We start from the raw sequence: 16849 nt of genomic DNA on the forward strand, positions 1-16849 counted from the left end.
GACGTTGAAGATGCCCCGCGCTTTGCTTGCGCTGTTGATGACGGTCGCCCTGCCGCTGTGGGCGGCTGAACCGAGGGACCTGGCCTGGTCGGAAATGGTCCCGCCGGACGCACCGCCGGAAGTACCCAACATGACGCCGCTGCACGACCTGTCGCAGATGAGTGATGCCCTGGCCGCCGAAGCGGCCCCGGCGGCCAAGCAGGATTTGCCCAACGCGCCGGTGGTCAAGGAGCTCGACGGCCAGCAGATTCGTTTGCCGGGTTACATCGTGCCGCTGGAAGTCAGCGAGGAAGGCCGCACCACGGATTTTTTGCTGGTGCCGTATTTCGGCGCCTGCATCCATGTACCGCCACCGCCGTCGAATCAGATCGTGCATGTGCAAAGCGAAATCGGGGTCAAGCTCGACGAGTTGTACCAGCCGTACTGGGTCGAAGGGCCGATGCAGGTCAAGCCGTCCACCAGTGAACTGGCCGATGCCGGGTATCAGATGCAGGCGCAGAAAATTTATGTGTATGAGCTGCCGGAGTGAGCCTGCTAGCAATGTGTTGTTGATCAGATAGCTATCGCGAGCAGGCTCGCTCCCACATTGGACCGGATTCCTTCTGAAGAAACTCGGTCAACTGTGGGAGCGAGCCTGCTCGCGATGGGGCCCTCAAGATTTCCTCATCATCGTTTTATTGAGCTGAGTCAATTAATAGACCCAGACTCATTGAGCTGAGTCAAAAGACCGGCCTAGAGCGCTCCGTACCATGGGACATCAATTTTAGATGCCCTCTGGAGCCCCCATGCAAAAGTCTCTGCTCAGCGCTTCCCTCGTCGCCCTTGCCCTCGCCTCTCCGCTCGCCCAGGCTCATACGGCTGGCGACATCATCGTTCGCGCCGGCGCCATTACCGTCAATCCAGAAGCCGACAGCTCCAGCGTCAAGGTCGACCGTGGCCCGCTGGCCGGCGCCGACCTGGGCGGCAAGGCAACCATGAGCAGCGACACACAATTAGGCCTGAACTTCGCCTACATGATCACCAACAACCTGGGCATCGAACTGCTGGCGGCATCGCCATTCGAGCACGATGTGAAGATCAAAGGCACCGCCCTGGGCGCGGCCAACAACAAGCTTGGTAGCCTCAAGCACCTGCCGCCGACCCTGAGCCTGGTCTACTACCCGCTCGACGCCAAGTCGGCCTTCCAGCCTTACGTCGGTGCCGGCATCAACTACACCTGGATCTACGATGAACACGTCGGCAGCGAAGCCAGCGCCAACGGCTTCAGCAACTTCCGGGCGAGCAACAGTTGGGGCATGGCGTGGCAAGTGGGCGCCGACTACATGCTGACCGACAACATCATGGTCAACGGCCAGATTCGCTACATCGACATCGATACCACCGCCTACGTGGACAACAACGCCGTGGCCAGCGGAACCCGGGCCAAGGTGAATGTCGATGTGGACCCTTGGATCTACATGGTGGGGTTGGGTTACAAGTTCTGACGCAAATTTAAAGATACGCAAATCCCTGTGGGAGCGAGCCTGCTCGCGATGGCGTTGGATCAGCCAGCATTCATGTTGACTGACCTACCGCTATCGCGAGCAGGCTCGCTCCCACATCAGGTTTGTGGCGGCTGAAAATTCAGCGCCCCAACAAGCGCGCCAACCCCTCACTCATCGGCGTTTGTTGTGGCAAGCTGAAGCGCTCCAACAACCGACGATTGTCAGCCCGGGAATGGCGGATGTCGCCAGAGCGCGCCGGGCCATAGCTGATCGGCGGCAGATCGCCCACCACCGCGGCCAAGGCCTGGAGCAATTGCTTGAGGGTCGTGGCCTGGTTCCAGCCGACGTTCACCGCGCCCACTTGCACTTCAGGTGTTTCGATGGCCTGCACCAGCAGGCCCACCAGGTCTTCGACGTAGACAAAATCCCGGGTTTGTTCGCCATCGCCGAACACAGTGATTGGCAGGCCTTTCTGCGCCCGCTCGCTGAAAATGCTGATGACTCCGGAATAGGGCGACGATGGATCCTGGCGCGGGCCGTAGATGTTGAAGAACCGGAACACCGCCGGCTCCAGCGCGTGCTGGCGGCGGTAGAAGTCCAGATAGAACTCGCTGGCCAGCTTGTCCGAGGCATACGGCGTGAGCGGGGCCTTGGGCGTGGCTTCGTCGATGGACTCACCCTCGCCGTTGTTACCGTAGACCGCTGCGCTGGAGGCGAACAGCACCCGTTTCACCCCCGCCTGGCGCATGGCTTCGCAGACATTCAGAGTGCCGATGAAATTGCTCTGGTGCGTACGCACCGGGTCGTCCACCGAGGCTTGCACCGAAGCCACCGCTGCCAGGTGCGCCACAGCGCTGCAACCGGCCACGGCCCGGGCTACCAGCGCCGCATTGGCCACGTCGCCTTCGATCAATTCAACCAGAGGGTTGTCCAGCGGCAGGTTACTGCGCTTGCCGGTGGACAAGTCATCGAGGATGCGGACCGAATGCCCCTTGGCGAGCAAGGCGTCGGTCAGGTGCGAACCAATGAAACCAGCACCGCCGGTGATTAAAACAGGACCTTCAGCCATGGCGATAAAACCTATCCAGTAAGCCCGGGAGTGCAGCGCGCCAGGCGCGGGGCTTGATCCCGAAAGTGTGCAGTATTTTCTTGCAGGCCAGCACCGCGTGCTGCGGTTCTTCCGTGGCGTCCGGCCGTGCGGCGTGTGCCTGGGGGGTAGGCGATTCGATTGCCAGAGGATGCAGCGCCCGGGCTTCGGTGAGGATCGCCTGACCCAACGCCAGCGGCGTGGTCGCCTCATGCCCGGCGTAATGGTAGGTACCCCACAGCGGTGCCGCGCAATCGAGTTGCTTGAGCACTGAGATGATCACCCGCGCCGCGTCGTCCACTGGCGTTGGGTTGCCTCGACGGTCGTCGGCCAACAGCAGCTCGTCGGGTTGTTCGGCCCGGCCCAGGAAACGGCCCAGGATGCCGTCGGCGCTGTCGTCCAGCAGCCAGCCGAAACGCAGCAGCACATGTTGTGGGCAGGTGGCGCGCACGCTTTGCTCGATCCGCCACAACGCTTGGCCGCGCAGGCCCAGGGGCACGGGTTCATCCTTCTCGCTGTACGCCGTGGCGCGGGAGCCGTCGAATACGCGATAGCTCGACGGTTGCAGCAAAATGATGTTGTGATGCTGGCACAGCTCGGCCAGGCGCTCAACGGCCCGCTCCTGGCTGGCCAGGCGCTGCTCGCTGACGGTTTCAGCCTGAAACCAGTCGAAGTAGTACGCCAGGTTGATCAAGGCGTCCGGCCGAGTGTCGTCCAGCAGCTGCGTCAGGCTCGCGGCATCCCAGCCGTCTTCGGGGGGGCGGGGGGCAAGAAAACCGATGTCTTCTTCCGCACCAAGGCGAATCAGCGCCTGCCCAAGGGCATTTCCGCCGCCCAGTAACATAAGGCGCATTCGCATAAAGTCAGCAGGCCCGGTCTGTTGGCAAAAGAAATAGGTCGACAACGCCCGCAGGCGTTGTCGGAATCGTTGCATTTTGCGGGTTTAGTGCGCAACCGTCATCCGTAAAGTGCAGATCCGGCATTGTGTAGGGTTCACAGGCCCTATCGCGAGCAGGCTCGCTCCCACAATGGAGCGAGTCTCTTCAGGAAGACCGCGGTCGAATGTGGGAGCGAGCCTGCTCGCGATGAGGTCCTCCCAGGCCAGGCATCGCTCAGAGGTACTTGCATCTTCCCCATCCCACCCGCATAACTGCCCACATGAATCTGCCCTTCCCAGCCGACCACGCCATGGCAGGCTTTCATCCCGCCGTTCGCGCCTGGTTCAGCCAGACATTCGCGGCGGTCACGGCCGCCCAGGCCCGGGCGTGGCCGTTGATCGGGCAGCGCCGTTCGACCCTGGTGGCCGCACCCACGGGATCGGGCAAGACCCTGACGGCGTTTCTTGCCGTACTTGATGACCTGGTACACCGGGGCCTGGAACAGGGCGGTCTGCCGGACCAGACCCTGGTGGTCTACGTCTCGCCGCTCAAGGCACTGAGTAACGATATCCAGATCAACCTGCAAAACCCACTGGCCGGCATCACCGAACAGCTGCGACAAATGGGCTTGCCGCCCTTGCACATCACCACCGCCGTGCGCACCGGCGACACACCACAAAAAGACCGTACGGCGATGCGCAAGACTGCGCCGCATATTCTGGTGACCACGCCTGAATCGCTTTACGTGCTGCTCGGCTCCGATTCCGGCCGGCAGATGCTCGCCAGCACCCGCACCGTGATTGTCGACGAAATCCACGCCATCGCCGCCAGCAAACGCGGCAGTCACCTGGCCTTGAGCCTGGAGCGTCTGCAAGCCTTGTGCGCCGAACCGCTGATGCGCATCGGCCTGTCCGCCACGCAAAAACCCATCGAAGCGGTGTCGCGCTTTCTCGTTGGCCAGGGACGCAGCTGTGAAATCGTCGACATCGGCCATGCCCGCCCCCGGGACTTGGACATTGAAGTGCCGCCAGTGCCGCTCTCGGCGGTGATGGCCAATGACGTGTGGGAACTGGTCTACAACCGCCTCGCCGACCTGGCCCGGGAACACCGCACCACGCTGGTGTTCGTCAACACCCGGCGACTGGCCGAACGCCTCAGCCGTCATTTGAGCGAACGCCTGGGCAAGCATGCCGTGGCCGCCCACCACGGCAGCCTCGCCAAGGAGTTTCGCCTGGACGCCGAGCAACGGCTCAAGCGCGGCGAGTTGCAGGTGCTGATTGCCACCGCGTCCCTGGAACTGGGCATCGATATCGGCGACGTCGACCTGGTGTGCCAGATTGCCTCGCCGCGATCGATCTCGGCGTTTTTGCAACGGGTCGGCCGCTCGGGCCATCAGGTTGGCGGCACGCCCAAGGGACGTCTGTTCGCCACCACCCGCGACGACTTGATCGAATGCGCCGCCCTGCTCGACTGCGTGCGCCGTGGCGAGCTGGACATCCTGCACATCCCCAAGGCGCCGCTGGATGTACTGGCCCAGCAGATCGTCGCCGAGGTCAGTTGCCAGGAATGGACGGAACAGGCGTTGCTGGAAACCTTTCGCCGTGCCGCCCCCTATGCCGAGCTGGACGACGGCCACTATCAGGCATTGCTGCAAATGCTCGCCGAGGGCCTCAATGGCCGTCAGGGCGTTCGCAGTGCGTATCTGCATCGCGACGCCGTCACCCGCACCCTGCGCGGGCGCCGGGGCAGCAAGCTGACCGCCGTGACCAGCGGCGGCACCATTCCGGACAACGCTGACTACAGCGTGCTGCTCGAACCCCAGGGATTGAACATCGGCAGCGTCAACGAAGACTTCGCCGTGGAGAGCATTGCCGGCGACGTGTTCCAGCTGGGCAATACCTCCTACCGCATCATTCGCGTCGAGACCGGTCGGGTCCGGGTCGAGGACGCCCAGGGCCAGCCGCCGACCATTCCGTTCTGGCTTGGCGAAGCCCCCGGGCGCAGCGCCGAGCTGTCCCAGGCGGTCGCCCGCCTGCAGGCCCAACTGGACCAACTGCTCGGTGCCACGCCGGGCAACTTGCAACCAACCCTCGACTGGCTGACCGGCACCTTGCAACTGAACCTGGCCAGTGCCGAACAAGTGGTGGATTACCTGGCTCCGGCACGCCTGGCCCTCGGCGCCCTGCCGTCCCAGGACACGTTGGTGATGGAGCGGTTTTTCGACGAGTCCGGCGGCACGCAACTGATCATCCATACGCCGTTCGGCAGCCGCATCAACCGCGCCTGGGGCCTGGCCCTGCGCAAGCGGTTCTGCCGTACCTTCAATTTCGAATTGCAGGCCGCCGCCAGTGAAGACGCCATCGTGCTGTCGCTGTCCACCAGCCACAGCTTCGAGCTGGACGAGGTCTGGCGCTATCTCAATAGCCACAGCGCCGAACAGATCTTGATCCAGGCCGTGCTGGATGCGCCGCTGTTCGGCGTGCGCTGGCGCTGGAATGCCGGTGTGGCCCTGGCCTTGCCGCGCTATTCGGGCGGGCGCAAAGTCGCTCCGCAGATCCAGCGCATGAAAAGCGAAGACTTGATCGCCAGCGTATTCCCGGACCAGATCGCCTGCCTGGAGAACCTTGCCGGCGAACGGGAAATCCCCGATCACCCACTGGTGGAACAGACCCTCGACGACTGCCTGCACGAAGCCATGGACAGCGAAGGCTGGCTGACGCTGTTGCGGCGCATGGAAGCGGGCGAGGTTCGCTTGATCAGCCGCGACCTGCCTGCGCCCTCGCCGCTGGCGGCGGAAATCCTCAGCGCTCGGCCCTACACCTTTCTCGACAACGCCCCGCTGGAAGAACGCCGCACCCAAGCGGTGATCAACCGGCGCTGGAGCGACCCGCAGTCTACCGACGACCTCGGCGCACTCGACGCCGACGCCATCCAGGCGGTCCGGGACGAAGCCTGGCCGGCCCCCACCAACCTCGATGAAATGCACGAGGCACTGATGAGCCTGGCCTGCATCGCCGACGGCGAGGCAAGTGCTCAAGGGGCGTGGTTGGACTGGCTGCAGGCCCTGGCCGAGCGCGGCCGCGCCAGTCATGTACAGATCAGCGCCGAATGGGGTCTGTGGGTGGCGCTGGAACGACTGACGTGTCTGCAAGCCATTTATCCACAGGCTCAATGGCGACCGCCGCTGACGCCGCTGGCCGGTTTTGATGAGCCCTGGGACCACGACGAAGCCGTGGTGGAGGTACTGCGCGCGCGGCTCAGCGCCTTCGGTCCGCTGCCGTTGAAGGCCATCGCCTATCCGCTGGGGTTATCGACCCCGACAATTACCCAAGCCCTGGCGCAACTGGAACAGCAAGGCTATGTGCTGCGCGGCCGATTCACCCCCGGCAGCGGACAGGAAGAATGGTGCGAGCGGCATTTGCTGGCGCGCATCCACCGCTACACCGTCAAGCGCCTGCGCCGGGAAATCGAGCCGGTGATGTTGCAGGATTTCATGCGATTCCTGTTCGACTGGCAGCATCTGTCGCCGTCCACTCAGGGTCGGGGCAGCGCGGTGCTGCCGGCAATCATCAGTCAGTTCGAAGGCTATCCGGCCGCCGCCTCGGCGTGGGACAGCGACCTGTTGCCGGCGCGAATCAAAGACTATTCCCCGAGCTGGCTCGATGAGCTGTGCCGCAGTGGCAAGCTGGTGTGGATTCGCCTGAGCGCTCGCCAGACGTTCTCTTCCAGCGCCTTGCGCAGCACGCCGATTGTGTTGCTGCCGCGCAATCAGGTCGCCCTTTGGAGCAGCCTGACCGAACAGACCCCACCCAGCGAGCTGTCACCCAAGACGCAAAAAGTCCATAAGGCCCTCAGCGAACACGGCGCGCTGTTTTTCGATGAGCTGATGCACGAGGCGCACTTGCTGCGCAGCGAGCTGGAAATCGCGTTACAGGAACTGGTAGGCGCCGGGCGGGTGAATGCCGACAGCTTCGCCGGGTTGCGCGCACTGATCACCCCTGCCAGTAAACGCCAGGCGCGCAGCAGTCGGCGCGGGCGCGGGGCGTTCGTCGGCGGCATGGATGATGCCGGGCGCTGGGCCTTGTTACGCCGCAGCGCCCCAGCGCCTGAGGAAGGAAACCGGTCAGCGCCCCTATCGCCCGATACCCTGGAACACATTGCGATGACCTTGTTGCGCCGTTATGGCGTGGTGTTTTGGCGCCTGCTGGAGCGGGAAGCGGATTGGTTGCCGAGCTGGCGCGAGTTACTGCGTACTTTTCATCGCCTGGAGGCACGGGGAGAGATTCGCGGCGGACGTTTTGTCAGCGGCCTGGCAGGCGAGCAGTTCGCCCTGCCCGAAGCCATTCCATTGCTACGGGAAGTGCGCCGCCGCCCCAGCGACGGCGCCTTGGTCGCGGTGTGCGGCGTCGACCCGCTGAACCTGGCCGGCACCTTGTTACCGGGCGCGAAAGTGCCGGCACTGGCGAGCAATCGGCTGGTGTATCGCGATGGCCTGCCGGCGGCGGCGCAGATCGCGGGCAAACAGCATGTGTGGCTGGAGCTGGATGCGCATGGCATGGCTGAGGTGAGGAACAAGCTGATTCAACACCTTTGATCCAACGCCACAAAATCCGTGGCGAGGGAGCTTGCTCCCGCTGGGCTGCGCAGCAGACCCAAAATCCTGATCGGCTCGATTCAAAGATCAGCCCAACAGCGACGGCTGCTACGCAGCCGAGCGGGAGCAAGCTCCCTCGCCACGGGTGATTGAGTAGGGCAAGCAGAACATGGAACGCTCACATCCCCTCACCGCCGGTAACTCCATCGAAACTTTCTACCCCGCGCGACAGTCATCAAAAGACACAGGCGGTACGAGGTCATTGGCACGGGAGGGACACATGACGGCGATCCACATTGGCATTTCCGGTTGGCGTTACACGCCTTGGCGGGGGGATTTCTACCCCAAGGGGCTGACCCAGAAACGGGAATTGCAATTCGCCTCGCGAGCGGTCAACAGCATCGAAATCAATGGATCGTTCTACGCCCTGCAACGCCCCGAACGGTATGCCCAGTGGTATGCCGAGACACCGCCCGGCTTTGTCTTCAGCGTCAAGGCGCCGCGGTTCATCACCCACATCAAGCGTCTTCGGGACATTCACAAGCCGTTGGCCAATTTCTTCGCCTCCGGGGTGCTGGAGCTCAAGGACAAACTGGGGGCGATCCTCTGGCAGTTTCCTCCGAGTTTCAAATTCGACCCTGAGCTGTTCGAAGACTTCCTCAAGCAGCTGCCCCATAACACCGAAGATGCCGCCGCCCTGGCCCGGGAGCACGAGCCACGCCTGAACGGTCACGCCAGCACCCAGACCGACAAGAAGCGGCCGCTGCGCCACGCGGTGGAGATCCGGCATGAAAGCTTCATCGATCCCCACTTCATCACCCTGCTCAAACGCTACGACGTGGCGCTGGTGATCGCCGACACCGCGGGCAAATGGCCTTATCGCGAAGACGTCACCAGCGACTTCGTGTACTTGCGCCTGCACGGTGCCGAGGAGCTGTACGCCAGCGGTTACACCGATGCGGCCTTGAAGCGCTGGGGCGAAAGAATCGAGGCCTGGAGCCACGGCACGCAACCGCGCGATGCCCACTTGATCGATCCGAAAAAGAAACCCCGCGCCCGCAAGAGCCGGGAGGTGTTCTGCTATTTCGACAACGACATCAAAGTCCGTGCGCCCTATGACGCGCGTCACCTGCTGGAGCACTTCGACCTGGACAAGGACCTCGCTACCGCCCCCGGCAAGTGCCCGGCCGAGGGGGTATTGCCATGAGCATCCCGGAATCCACCGAAACGACTCGCGACCCGACCCACAATCAGTTGCAAGACATCGATCGGGTCAGCCACTTCACCGTCCTGACGGTCAACACCCATAAAGGTTTCACCGCCCTGAACCGGCGCTTCATCCTGCCGGAATTGCGCGAGGCGGTGCGCAGTGTGTCCGCCGACGTGGTGTTCTTGCAGGAAGTCCACGGCACCCACGAGCATCATCCGCAGCGCTACACCAATTGGCCGAGCATGCCGCAATACGAGTTCCTCGCCGACAGCCTCTGGCCGCAGTTCGCCTACGGGCGCAACGCGGTGTACCCGGCGGGCGACCACGGCAACGCGTTGTTGTCCAAATTCCAGATCATCCGCCACGACAATCTGGACGTGTCCATCAGCGGCCATGAAAGCCGCGGCATGCTCCACAGCGTGCTGCGCCTGCCGGGCGGCGACGGGCGGGAGATCCATGCCATTTGCGTCCATCTGGGGTTGCGCGAGGGGCATCGTGTCGAGCAATTGAAACTGCTTTGCCAGCGTTTGAGCGAACTGCCGCCCGAGGCGCCGGTCATCGTCGCTGGGGACTTCAATGACTGGCGCGGCAAAGCCAGCGATCTGCTCGAACCCAGCGGTCTGCGTGAGGTGTTCGCCGAGCAATGGGGCAAGCCGGCCCGCAGTTTTCCAGCGCGCCTGCCAGTCCTGCGTCTGGACCGCATCTACGTGCGCAACCTCAAGGCCCGTCATCCCAAGGTATTGAACGTACGCCCCTGGTCGCACCTTTCCGACCATGCACCGCTTTCGGTGGAGATCGAATTATGAGCGCGACAATGAACAAGGCGACGGTGGAACAGGTGCAGATTCCGCCGACGGAGCGCAATCCGGCGCTGGTGGACATCGAATACGGTTGGCACGGCAACAACCGGGTCACTCTCTTGGAGAACGGCGAGGAATATTTCCCCAGGGTCTTCGAGGCCATACGCCGGGCCGAAAAGGAAATCCTCCTTGAGACCTTCATTCTGTTCGAGGACAAAGTCGGTATCGAGCTACGGGACCTGTTGGTGGACGCGGCCAGGCGCGGCGTGCGTATCACCGTTAATCTGGACGGTTTTGGCTGCGGTGAGCTGACCCCGGAATTTCTGGCCACGTTGAGCGATGCCGGGGTGCGTTTGCAGATATTCGATCCCGCGCCCCGGCACCTGGGGATCCGCACCAATTGGTTCCGGCGCCTGCATCGCAAGATCGTGGTGGTGGACGGTGTGATCGCGTTTATCGGCGGGATCAATTTTTCCGCGGACCATCTGGGCGACTTCGGTCCCGAGGCCAAGCAGGATTACTCCGTGGAGGTCAAAGGCCCGGCGGTGGTGGATATCCATCACTTTGCGCTGTTGCAGAGCGGTCGGCCCAGCCGGGCCAAATTTTGGTGGCAACGCCGCCGAAGCCGCCGCGACGCGCTGGCCTTCAACGATCATGACGGTCAGGTGCGGCTGGTCTATCGCGACAACCATGAGCATCAGACCGACATCGAAGAGGTGTACCTGCAAGTGTTACGCAGTGCCCAGCGGCGCGTGGTCATTGCCAATGCTTATTTCTTTCCCGGTTACCGCCTGCTGCGCGAAATCCGCAATGCGGCGCGGCGCGGCGTGGAAGTACGACTGATCCTGCAGGGCCAGCCGGACATGATGATCGCCAAGCTCGCGGCGCGGATGCTTTACAACTATCTGCTCAAGGCCGGCGTGGTGATCTACGAGTATTGCGAACGGCCGTTGCACGGAAAAGTCGCGCTGGTGGATGAGGATTGGAGCACTGTGGGCTCAAGCAACCTCGACCCGCTGAGCCTGTCCCTGAACCTGGAAGCCAATGTGCTGATCCGCGACCGGGCCTTCAACCGTGAATTGTTCGAGCGCCTCGATCATCTGAGCCGCAACCATTGCACTGCCATGCCGGCCAATCCGGCTCCTCGGGGCTTGCTGTGGCGCATGACCATCGGTTTCATGGTGTTTCACTTCCTGCGCCACTTTCCGGCTTGGGCCGGCTGGCTGCCGGCCCATAAACCGCGCCTGAAACCTTTTTCGCCGCCCACGGCGGTTCGGAGCGAACCCCATGAACCACTCTGACGCGCACACGGCGCCCAGTGATGCCCACGCGGCCGAACACAGCAAAGCCAAATCACGCTGGAGCCGCTGGAAACGCCCACTGACCCTGGCCTTCTTCCTGCTGCTGATCGTATTGTTCACGGCCCTGGCCCGGCGCATCGACTGGGCCGAAGTGTTCGCCACCCTGGCGGACTTCAAACTGCGCACATTGCTCATCGCCGCTGCGCTGACCGTTACCAGCTTCATCACTTACGCCTGCTTCGACCTGATCGGCCGCACCTACATACGGCAGAAACTGGGCTGGCGGCAGATATTGCCGGTGGGGGTGATCAGTTACGCCTTCAATCTGAACCTCAGTGCCTGGGTCGGCGGCATCGCCATGCGCTACCGGCTGTATTCGCGGCTGGGGGTGAGTAACGGGAACATCGCCAAAATTCTCGGCCTGAGCCTGGCCACGAACTGGTTCGGCTATATGACGTTGGCGGGGGTGGTGTTCAGCAGCGGCCTGGTCACGATGCCGCCGGGCTGGAAACTGAGCAGCACTGCGCTGCAAGGCGTGGGCGTGCTGCTGTTGTGCATCAGTGCCGGTTACCTGGTGGCCTGCAGGTTCTCCAAGCGTCGGGCCTGGACGATCCGCGGCATGGAAATCAACCTGCCGTCGCTGCGCATGGCGGGGCTGCAACTGGCGCTGGGGGCGTTGAACTGGTCGTTGATGGCGGCGGTGATCTTCACCCTGCTGCCGGGCAAGCTGGATTATCCGGTGGTGCTCGGGGTGCTGATGATCAGCAGCATTGCCGGAGTCATCACGCACATTCCGGCGGGGTTGGGGGTGTTGGAGGCGGTGTTTATCGCGCTGCTGCAGCACGAGGTTTCTCGCGGCAGCCTGCTGGCGGGGCTGATTGCCTATCGGGCGATCTATTTCATCTTGCCGTTGTTGATCACGGTGGTGATGTACCTGGTGATCGAGGCGAAGGCCAAGGCGTTGCGGGTCAAGCCGGGGCCTAAGTGACGGGTTCGGAGTTCTAGGTTGGCTGAGCGGGCCCCATCGCGAGCAGGCTCGCTCCCACAGGAGGTCTTTGGTGGACAGGAAGTCTGTGTTCGCCGCAGATCAATTGTGGGAGCGAGCCTGCTCGCGATAAGGCCCGCATGAACCCAACGCAATCAACGCGACTGAATAATGCTCAACCGCTCGCCCACCACCATCTCGGTGATCCAGTCCACCAGGATCGAGGTGTAAGCCTGTTGGGATACCGGGTCGCTCAAGGCATGGTCGGCGCCGTCGATGATCCGGTGCGTCAGCGAATGGGTCTGCTGGCACGCCGCTCGGTAGCTCATGATCGTCGCATGGGGCACATGGTCGTCAGTCTCCGACTCCACCAGCAATACATCACCCGTGAACTGCGAACATGCGTGCAAGGCGCGGTTGGTGTCGGCGTGCACCAGGGTACTGCGGTAATCCAGCAGGTCCGTCTTGTCCAGGTCACGCTTGGGCGTGTGCCATTGCTCGTCGCGGTACAGCGCCGGCACCCGCAGTGCCAGCCAGCGCACCGGCCGCAGCAACGTCAGGATCGCGGCCAGGTAACCGCCGTAGCTGGTGCCCACCACGGCGATCGCCGAGGTATCCAAGGCTGGATGGGCGAGCAGCCGATCATAGGCGGTGAGCAAATCCCGCAGGTTATCTTCCCGAGTTACCCGGGATAACGGAATGCCCGCTCCGCCGGTATGCCCGCGCAAGTCGAAGGTCAGGCAGACGCAGCCCAGGCCGGCGATGCCTTTGGCTCGCTCCAGGTCCCGTTCCTGGCTACCGCCCCAACCGTGGACGAACAACACCCCCGGGACCTTCGACTTGGGACTCAGGAAGGTCCCGTTCATGAGTTCGTCGTCGATCTCGATCTGAATGGTTTCGCTTCTAGCCGTCATAGGAATGAACCGTTACGTATTTAAGAAGAAAGTCTCCATTGTGCGCCGGGCCGCGATACACCTCCTTGGCTCCGGGAGGCAGCGGCTGGTCCGTGTAGGTCTCCACCGAGGACACACGGACCGCGCTGGACGAAGGATCCTCAATGAACGCCTGTAACGCTGCGAGCTCAGCACTGCTGGCCCCGCCCATGCGCCATGACTGCTCCAGCACTCCGCCACGAGGCTGACCACCGACGTCGATGCCCTGGGCTATGTCGTAATTGCGTCGCGAGGCAAAAAATCTTGGAAATGCCTGATTGGCGGCATCGTCAAACACCTGCGCCAACCGCACCGCCTCACGCACATCGTCGGGCAACTCAAGTTTGAGCAACTCAATATAGCCGCCCTGCACCGCCAACAGGTCCGAGCCGCCGTAAACTTCCAGCCCTTCACTGTCCCGCGTCAGATGTTGCACACCGCAGTAACTCAAGATCTTGCCATTGATGAAGCTCTGGCCGACGCTCTGGGTCTTGACCTGTTCGAGATTCTGCTCAAGCACCACACCGTCGCGAAACACCGCTTGGGCCTCGGGGCCGGCGGCGATTTCATCGAACTGCGCCAGACTCTTGATCACCCGCTGATCGCGTCCGGCACAGGCATGGATAGGCTTGAAGCGGATCGCTCCGGTGTACAGCAGATGCTCGGCGGCCTGGCGCGCATCCTGAAGCGCAAACACCGTCACGCCATCGAGTACCGCACCCCGGGTCAACTTGGCAAACAGCGGTGACCAGCCCACGGGCGTCACCGCATGCCTGTTCAGCAGACCGTGGGTGATTGCCTTGGTGCAGATAAAATCATGCTCGACGTAACCACCCCATAAATCCTCCGGTCCTTTGACGCCCAGGCGCAGCGCTGCCTCGGCACCTATTACGGTTTGCGTGGGCAACACGTACAGATCATGCCCACCATGGTGCTGTTCGTCATAACTGCCGCCGTATTCAAGCCCCAGAATCTGCGCCAGCCAACGGGCCAACGCCCGATTGGTTTCAACTTCATGAAGCGGTGCGTGGGGGTTGGTCGAATGGTCCACTACCAGTTTGTTGCGATTGACCGTCGTCATGCGGTGCCCTTTTAACTGCGCTCGATGGCTTTAGGTAAAGGGGTGCAGAGATCAGGCCAACGGTGTTGCGAGCCAGGACGAGCAACGAAACGGGCGTCTCGGGGAGAATTGATAGCACCGGGCCTGTTTCATTCTGCACGACACCATGAGGACATCCGGCAAATTGCACGACGACTGCACCGGTCTCAGCCTGTGTGACGAGGGGATTGATGACTACTTTGGAATATTCATCGGGCTTACCCCAAACCTCGCCCGATAATCACTGGGCGCCAACCCGGTAATCTTCTTGAACGTCGCGCGAAAAGCCCCCGGGTCCTGATAACCCACCGTCCAGGCAATGTGATCGATGGTGCCATTGGTGAACTCCAGCATTTCCCGGGCCTTGCCGACGCGCAGGTGCTGGCAGTATTCGGTGGGTTTGAGCCCGGTGGCGGCGCGAAACCTGCGCAGGAATGTGCGTTCCTCCAGCCCGGCCCGTTCGGCCATGGCGCCGAGGGAAACGTCCACCGCGCCGCTGCCTTGCAACCAGTGCTGGACCTTGAGTATGGCCGAGTCGCCGTGTCCGAGGATGGGCGCAAAGTTACTGCCGCATTGGCTAGCGCTGTCGCTGTGTTCGATTACCAGAAACTGCGCCGTGCGCGTGGCGATGCTGGGTCCGAGCAGGCGGTCCACCAGCCGTAGCCCCAGCTCCGACCAGGCCATCAGCCCAGCCGTGGTAATCAAGTCGCCATCGTCGACGATGGGCTTGTCAGCGTTGAGCTTGATCTTCGGATAACGCGCGGCAAAGGTCTTGGCCGAGGTCCAGTGGGTCGTGGCACTGCGCCCATCGAGCAGGCCGCTTTCGGCCAACAGAATCGAACCAACACACACCCCGCCGAGCACGGTGCCGCTCGCATGCTGCGCACGCAGCCAATCCATCAGCGTTGGCGATGCCAGGTCTTCATCGAAGCCGGCGATGGACGGCGGAATCAGCAATGCCAGCAAAGGGCCCGACGGGCCGGTTTCGCTGTCGAAGACCCGCTGTGGCGCCTCGTCGTTGTCGGTCTGCCAATGACTGACCCGCAGCCGCGGCAACGGCGCGCTGGCGTGCTCGGCCGCGATCCGCTGGGCCACGGCGAACAGATCGGTCAAGCCATGCACCGCCGCCAGTTGCGCGCCGGGGTAGATAAGCACCCCAAGCTCGGCGATTGCCCTTTGCTGCGCCATTGTCAGTTTTCCCCCGCTTATTGTCGTTGCGGCCAATCCTCGAACCGGCGGTAAAAGCCAATACTGGCGCCCTACCCAACCTGATCAAGGAAGCCCTCATGTCCAAGCAAGCGCTCATCGTAGTCGATATCCAAAACGACTACTTCCCCCAAGGCAAATGGCCGCTGGTCGGTGCCGACGCCGCCGCCGATAACGCCGCACGGTTGATCGATGCCTTTCGCCAGGCAGGGAACAGCGTGGTGCACATCCGCCACGAATTCACCTCCGACGACGCGCCCTTCTTCACCCCAGGCTCCGAAGGCGCACAATTGCACCCCAAGGTGCTTAACCGCGCCGACGAGCCGGTGGTGCTCAAACACTTCGTCAACTCGTTTCGCGAAACCGAACTGCAAACCATCCTTGACCGCAACGGCATTAAACATTTGGTGATCGTCGGCAGCATGAGCCACATGTGCATCGACGGGATCGCCCGGGCGGCGGCGGACATGGGCTACGAGGTCACGGTGATTCACGATGCTTGTGCCAGCCGCGATCTGGAGTTCAATGGGCTCGTCGTCCCGGCGGCTCAAGTACATGCAGCTTTCATGTCGGCACTGGGGTTTGCCTATGCGAATGTGGTGAGCACTGAACAATTTTTGGCTGCCAGCCACTGAGTCATGCCGCAAGCGGCAAATTCCAGGCTAAAAAAAACCGCGCTTCGTAAATCGAAGCGCGGTTTTGTCTTTAGCTTGAAGCTCGCTGCTGGAAGCTTTCAGATGCTTTAGAACGGAATATCGTCATCAAAGCTGTCGAAATCCGGAGCCGGTTGCGGCGCGGCCTGTTGCGGAGCCGCTGGGCGCTCACGTTGTGGCTGTGGCGCCGACTGCGGACGCGGCGCCTGCTGACGCGGGGCCGGAGCCGACTGCTGGTAGTTGTTGCCACCTTGCTGCTGGTCACCCTGTGGACGACCGCCCAGCAGTTGCATGGTGCCTTGCATGTCGACCACGATTTCGGTGGTGTAGCGCTTGATGCCGTCTTTTTCCCACTCGCGGGTCTGCAGCTTGCCTTCGATGTACACCTGCGAACCTTTGCGCAGGTATTCACCGGCGATTTCAGCCACCTTGCCGAACATCGACACGCGGTGCCATTCGGTCTTCTCGACCTTCTGGCCAGTCTGCTTGTCGGTCCACTGTTCGCTGGTCGCCAGACTCAGGTTGGTCACAGCGTTGCCATTGGGCAGGTAGCGAACTTCGGGATCCTGGCCGCAAGTACCGACCAATATGACTTTGTTAACCCCACGGGCCATAACGTT

14 protein-coding genes are annotated in these 16849 nt (G+C 62.4%); 8 read left to right on the top strand and 6 right to left on the bottom strand.

Going from position 1 to position 16849, the window contains the following annotated elements; all coding sequences use genetic code 11:
- Positions 1-10 precede the first annotated feature (10 nt).
- Together MA884_RS18965 and MA884_RS18970 are read left to right on the top strand one after the other, a co-directional pair.
- Positions 11-529 (top strand): DUF3299 domain-containing protein, encoded by a 519-nt coding sequence (locus MA884_RS18965; protein WP_256231933.1) that lies wholly within the window; start codon positions 11-13, stop codon positions 527-529.
- A 256-nt stretch (positions 530-785) separates the two neighbouring features.
- Complete coding sequence (locus MA884_RS18970) at positions 786-1484, top strand: OmpW family protein (RefSeq protein WP_256231934.1); 699 nt, start codon at positions 786-788, stop codon at positions 1482-1484.
- A 139-nt stretch (positions 1485-1623) separates the two neighbouring features.
- On the opposite strand, the gene MA884_RS18975 is transcribed toward MA884_RS18970, so the two are convergent.
- Together MA884_RS18975 and MA884_RS18980 are read right to left on the bottom strand one after the other, a co-directional pair.
- On the bottom strand, positions 1624-2553 hold the full coding sequence (locus tag MA884_RS18975) for an NAD-dependent epimerase/dehydratase family protein (RefSeq protein ID WP_256231935.1): 930 nt from the start codon (positions 2551-2553) through the stop codon (positions 1624-1626).
- The gene (locus MA884_RS18980) at positions 2546-3430 is read right to left on the bottom strand and encodes a sugar nucleotide-binding protein (protein WP_256231936.1); all 885 of its coding nucleotides are present in this window, start codon (positions 3428-3430) and stop codon (positions 2546-2548) included. The genes MA884_RS18975 and MA884_RS18980 overlap by 8 nt, the downstream gene beginning before the upstream one ends.
- A gap of 299 nt (positions 3431-3729) precedes the next feature.
- On the opposite strand from MA884_RS18980, the gene MA884_RS18985 reads away from it, so the two are divergent.
- The 5 genes from MA884_RS18985 (at position 3730) to MA884_RS19005 (ending at position 12342) form a co-directional block, all read left to right on the top strand.
- The gene (locus MA884_RS18985; RefSeq protein ID WP_256231937.1) at positions 3730-8043 is read left to right on the top strand and encodes a DEAD/DEAH box helicase; all 4314 of its coding nucleotides are present in this window, start codon (positions 3730-3732) and stop codon (positions 8041-8043) included.
- Positions 8044-8323: 280 nt separating this feature from the next.
- Positions 8324-9250, top strand: a complete 927-nt coding sequence (locus MA884_RS18990; RefSeq protein ID WP_256231938.1) for a DUF72 domain-containing protein — start codon at positions 8324-8326, stop codon at positions 9248-9250.
- Positions 9247-10059, top strand: a complete 813-nt coding sequence (locus MA884_RS18995) for an endonuclease/exonuclease/phosphatase family protein (protein ID WP_256231939.1) — start codon at positions 9247-9249, stop codon at positions 10057-10059. Before MA884_RS18990 ends, MA884_RS18995 begins: the two co-directional genes overlap by 4 nt.
- On the top strand, positions 10056-11354 hold the full coding sequence (gene clsB, locus MA884_RS19000) for a cardiolipin synthase ClsB (RefSeq protein WP_256231940.1): 1299 nt from the start codon (positions 10056-10058) through the stop codon (positions 11352-11354). The genes MA884_RS18995 and clsB overlap by 4 nt, the downstream gene beginning before the upstream one ends.
- Positions 11341-12342: a lysylphosphatidylglycerol synthase domain-containing protein gene (locus tag MA884_RS19005; RefSeq protein ID WP_256231942.1), complete on the top strand. Its 1002-nt coding sequence runs from the start codon at positions 11341-11343 to the stop codon at positions 12340-12342. Before clsB ends, MA884_RS19005 begins: the two co-directional genes overlap by 14 nt.
- Before the next feature lie 152 nt (positions 12343-12494).
- On the opposite strand, the gene MA884_RS19010 is transcribed toward MA884_RS19005, so the two are convergent.
- From MA884_RS19010 to MA884_RS19020, 3 genes are all read right to left on the bottom strand, one after another.
- Positions 12495-13253 (bottom strand): S9 family peptidase, encoded by a 759-nt coding sequence (locus MA884_RS19010; RefSeq protein WP_256231944.1) that lies wholly within the window; start codon positions 13251-13253, stop codon positions 12495-12497.
- The gene (locus tag MA884_RS19015; protein WP_256231945.1) at positions 13243-14352 is read right to left on the bottom strand and encodes a DUF3182 family protein; all 1110 of its coding nucleotides are present in this window, start codon (positions 14350-14352) and stop codon (positions 13243-13245) included. The genes MA884_RS19010 and MA884_RS19015 overlap by 11 nt, the downstream gene beginning before the upstream one ends.
- 213 nt (positions 14353-14565) lie before the next feature.
- Positions 14566-15558, bottom strand: coding sequence for a GlxA family transcriptional regulator (locus MA884_RS19020; protein WP_256231946.1), 993 nt, complete (start codon positions 15556-15558; stop codon positions 14566-14568).
- A gap of 98 nt (positions 15559-15656) precedes the next feature.
- Here MA884_RS19020 and MA884_RS19025 point away from each other — a divergent pair, with 98 nt between their 5' ends.
- Positions 15657-16211, top strand: coding sequence for a cysteine hydrolase family protein (locus tag MA884_RS19025; protein ID WP_256231947.1), 555 nt, complete (start codon positions 15657-15659; stop codon positions 16209-16211).
- A gap of 107 nt (positions 16212-16318) precedes the next feature.
- Here MA884_RS19025 and MA884_RS19030 read toward each other — a convergent pair whose 3' ends face one another.
- On the bottom strand, positions 16319-16843 hold the full coding sequence (locus MA884_RS19030) for a single-stranded DNA-binding protein (protein ID WP_186614519.1): 525 nt from the start codon (positions 16841-16843) through the stop codon (positions 16319-16321).
- Between the last annotated feature and the right edge of the window lie 6 nt (positions 16844-16849).

The sequence above is a fragment of the Pseudomonas sp. Q11 genome, from assembly GCF_024494355.1.
Taxonomy (GTDB): Bacteria; Pseudomonadota; Gammaproteobacteria; order Pseudomonadales; family Pseudomonadaceae; genus Aquipseudomonas; species Aquipseudomonas hefeiensis.

Coding starts and splice junctions, on each gene's coding strand:
- MA884_RS18965 (WP_256231933.1), top strand. CDS start 11: ATGCCCCGCGCTTTGCTTGCGCTGTTGATGACGGTCGCCCTGCCGCTG.
- MA884_RS18970 (WP_256231934.1), top strand. CDS start 786: ATGCAAAAGTCTCTGCTCAGCGCTTCCCTCGTCGCCCTTGCCCTCGCC.
- MA884_RS18975 (WP_256231935.1), bottom strand. CDS start 2,553: ATGGCTGAAGGTCCTGTTTTAATCACCGGCGGTGCTGGTTTCATTGGT.
- MA884_RS18980 (WP_256231936.1), bottom strand. CDS start 3,430: ATGCGAATGCGCCTTATGTTACTGGGCGGCGGAAATGCCCTTGGGCAG.
- MA884_RS18985 (WP_256231937.1), top strand. CDS start 3,730: ATGAATCTGCCCTTCCCAGCCGACCACGCCATGGCAGGCTTTCATCCC.
- MA884_RS18990 (WP_256231938.1), top strand. CDS start 8,324: ATGACGGCGATCCACATTGGCATTTCCGGTTGGCGTTACACGCCTTGG.
- MA884_RS18995 (WP_256231939.1), top strand. CDS start 9,247: ATGAGCATCCCGGAATCCACCGAAACGACTCGCGACCCGACCCACAAT.
- clsB (WP_256231940.1), top strand. CDS start 10,056: ATGAGCGCGACAATGAACAAGGCGACGGTGGAACAGGTGCAGATTCCG.
- MA884_RS19005 (WP_256231942.1), top strand. CDS start 11,341: ATGAACCACTCTGACGCGCACACGGCGCCCAGTGATGCCCACGCGGCC.
- MA884_RS19010 (WP_256231944.1), bottom strand. CDS start 13,253: ATGACGGCTAGAAGCGAAACCATTCAGATCGAGATCGACGACGAACTC.
- MA884_RS19015 (WP_256231945.1), bottom strand. CDS start 14,352: ATGACGACGGTCAATCGCAACAAACTGGTAGTGGACCATTCGACCAAC.
- MA884_RS19020 (WP_256231946.1), bottom strand. CDS start 15,558: ATGGCGCAGCAAAGGGCAATCGCCGAGCTTGGGGTGCTTATCTACCCC.
- MA884_RS19025 (WP_256231947.1), top strand. CDS start 15,657: ATGTCCAAGCAAGCGCTCATCGTAGTCGATATCCAAAACGACTACTTC.
- MA884_RS19030 (WP_186614519.1), bottom strand. CDS start 16,843: ATGGCCCGTGGGGTTAACAAAGTCATATTGGTCGGTACTTGCGGCCAG.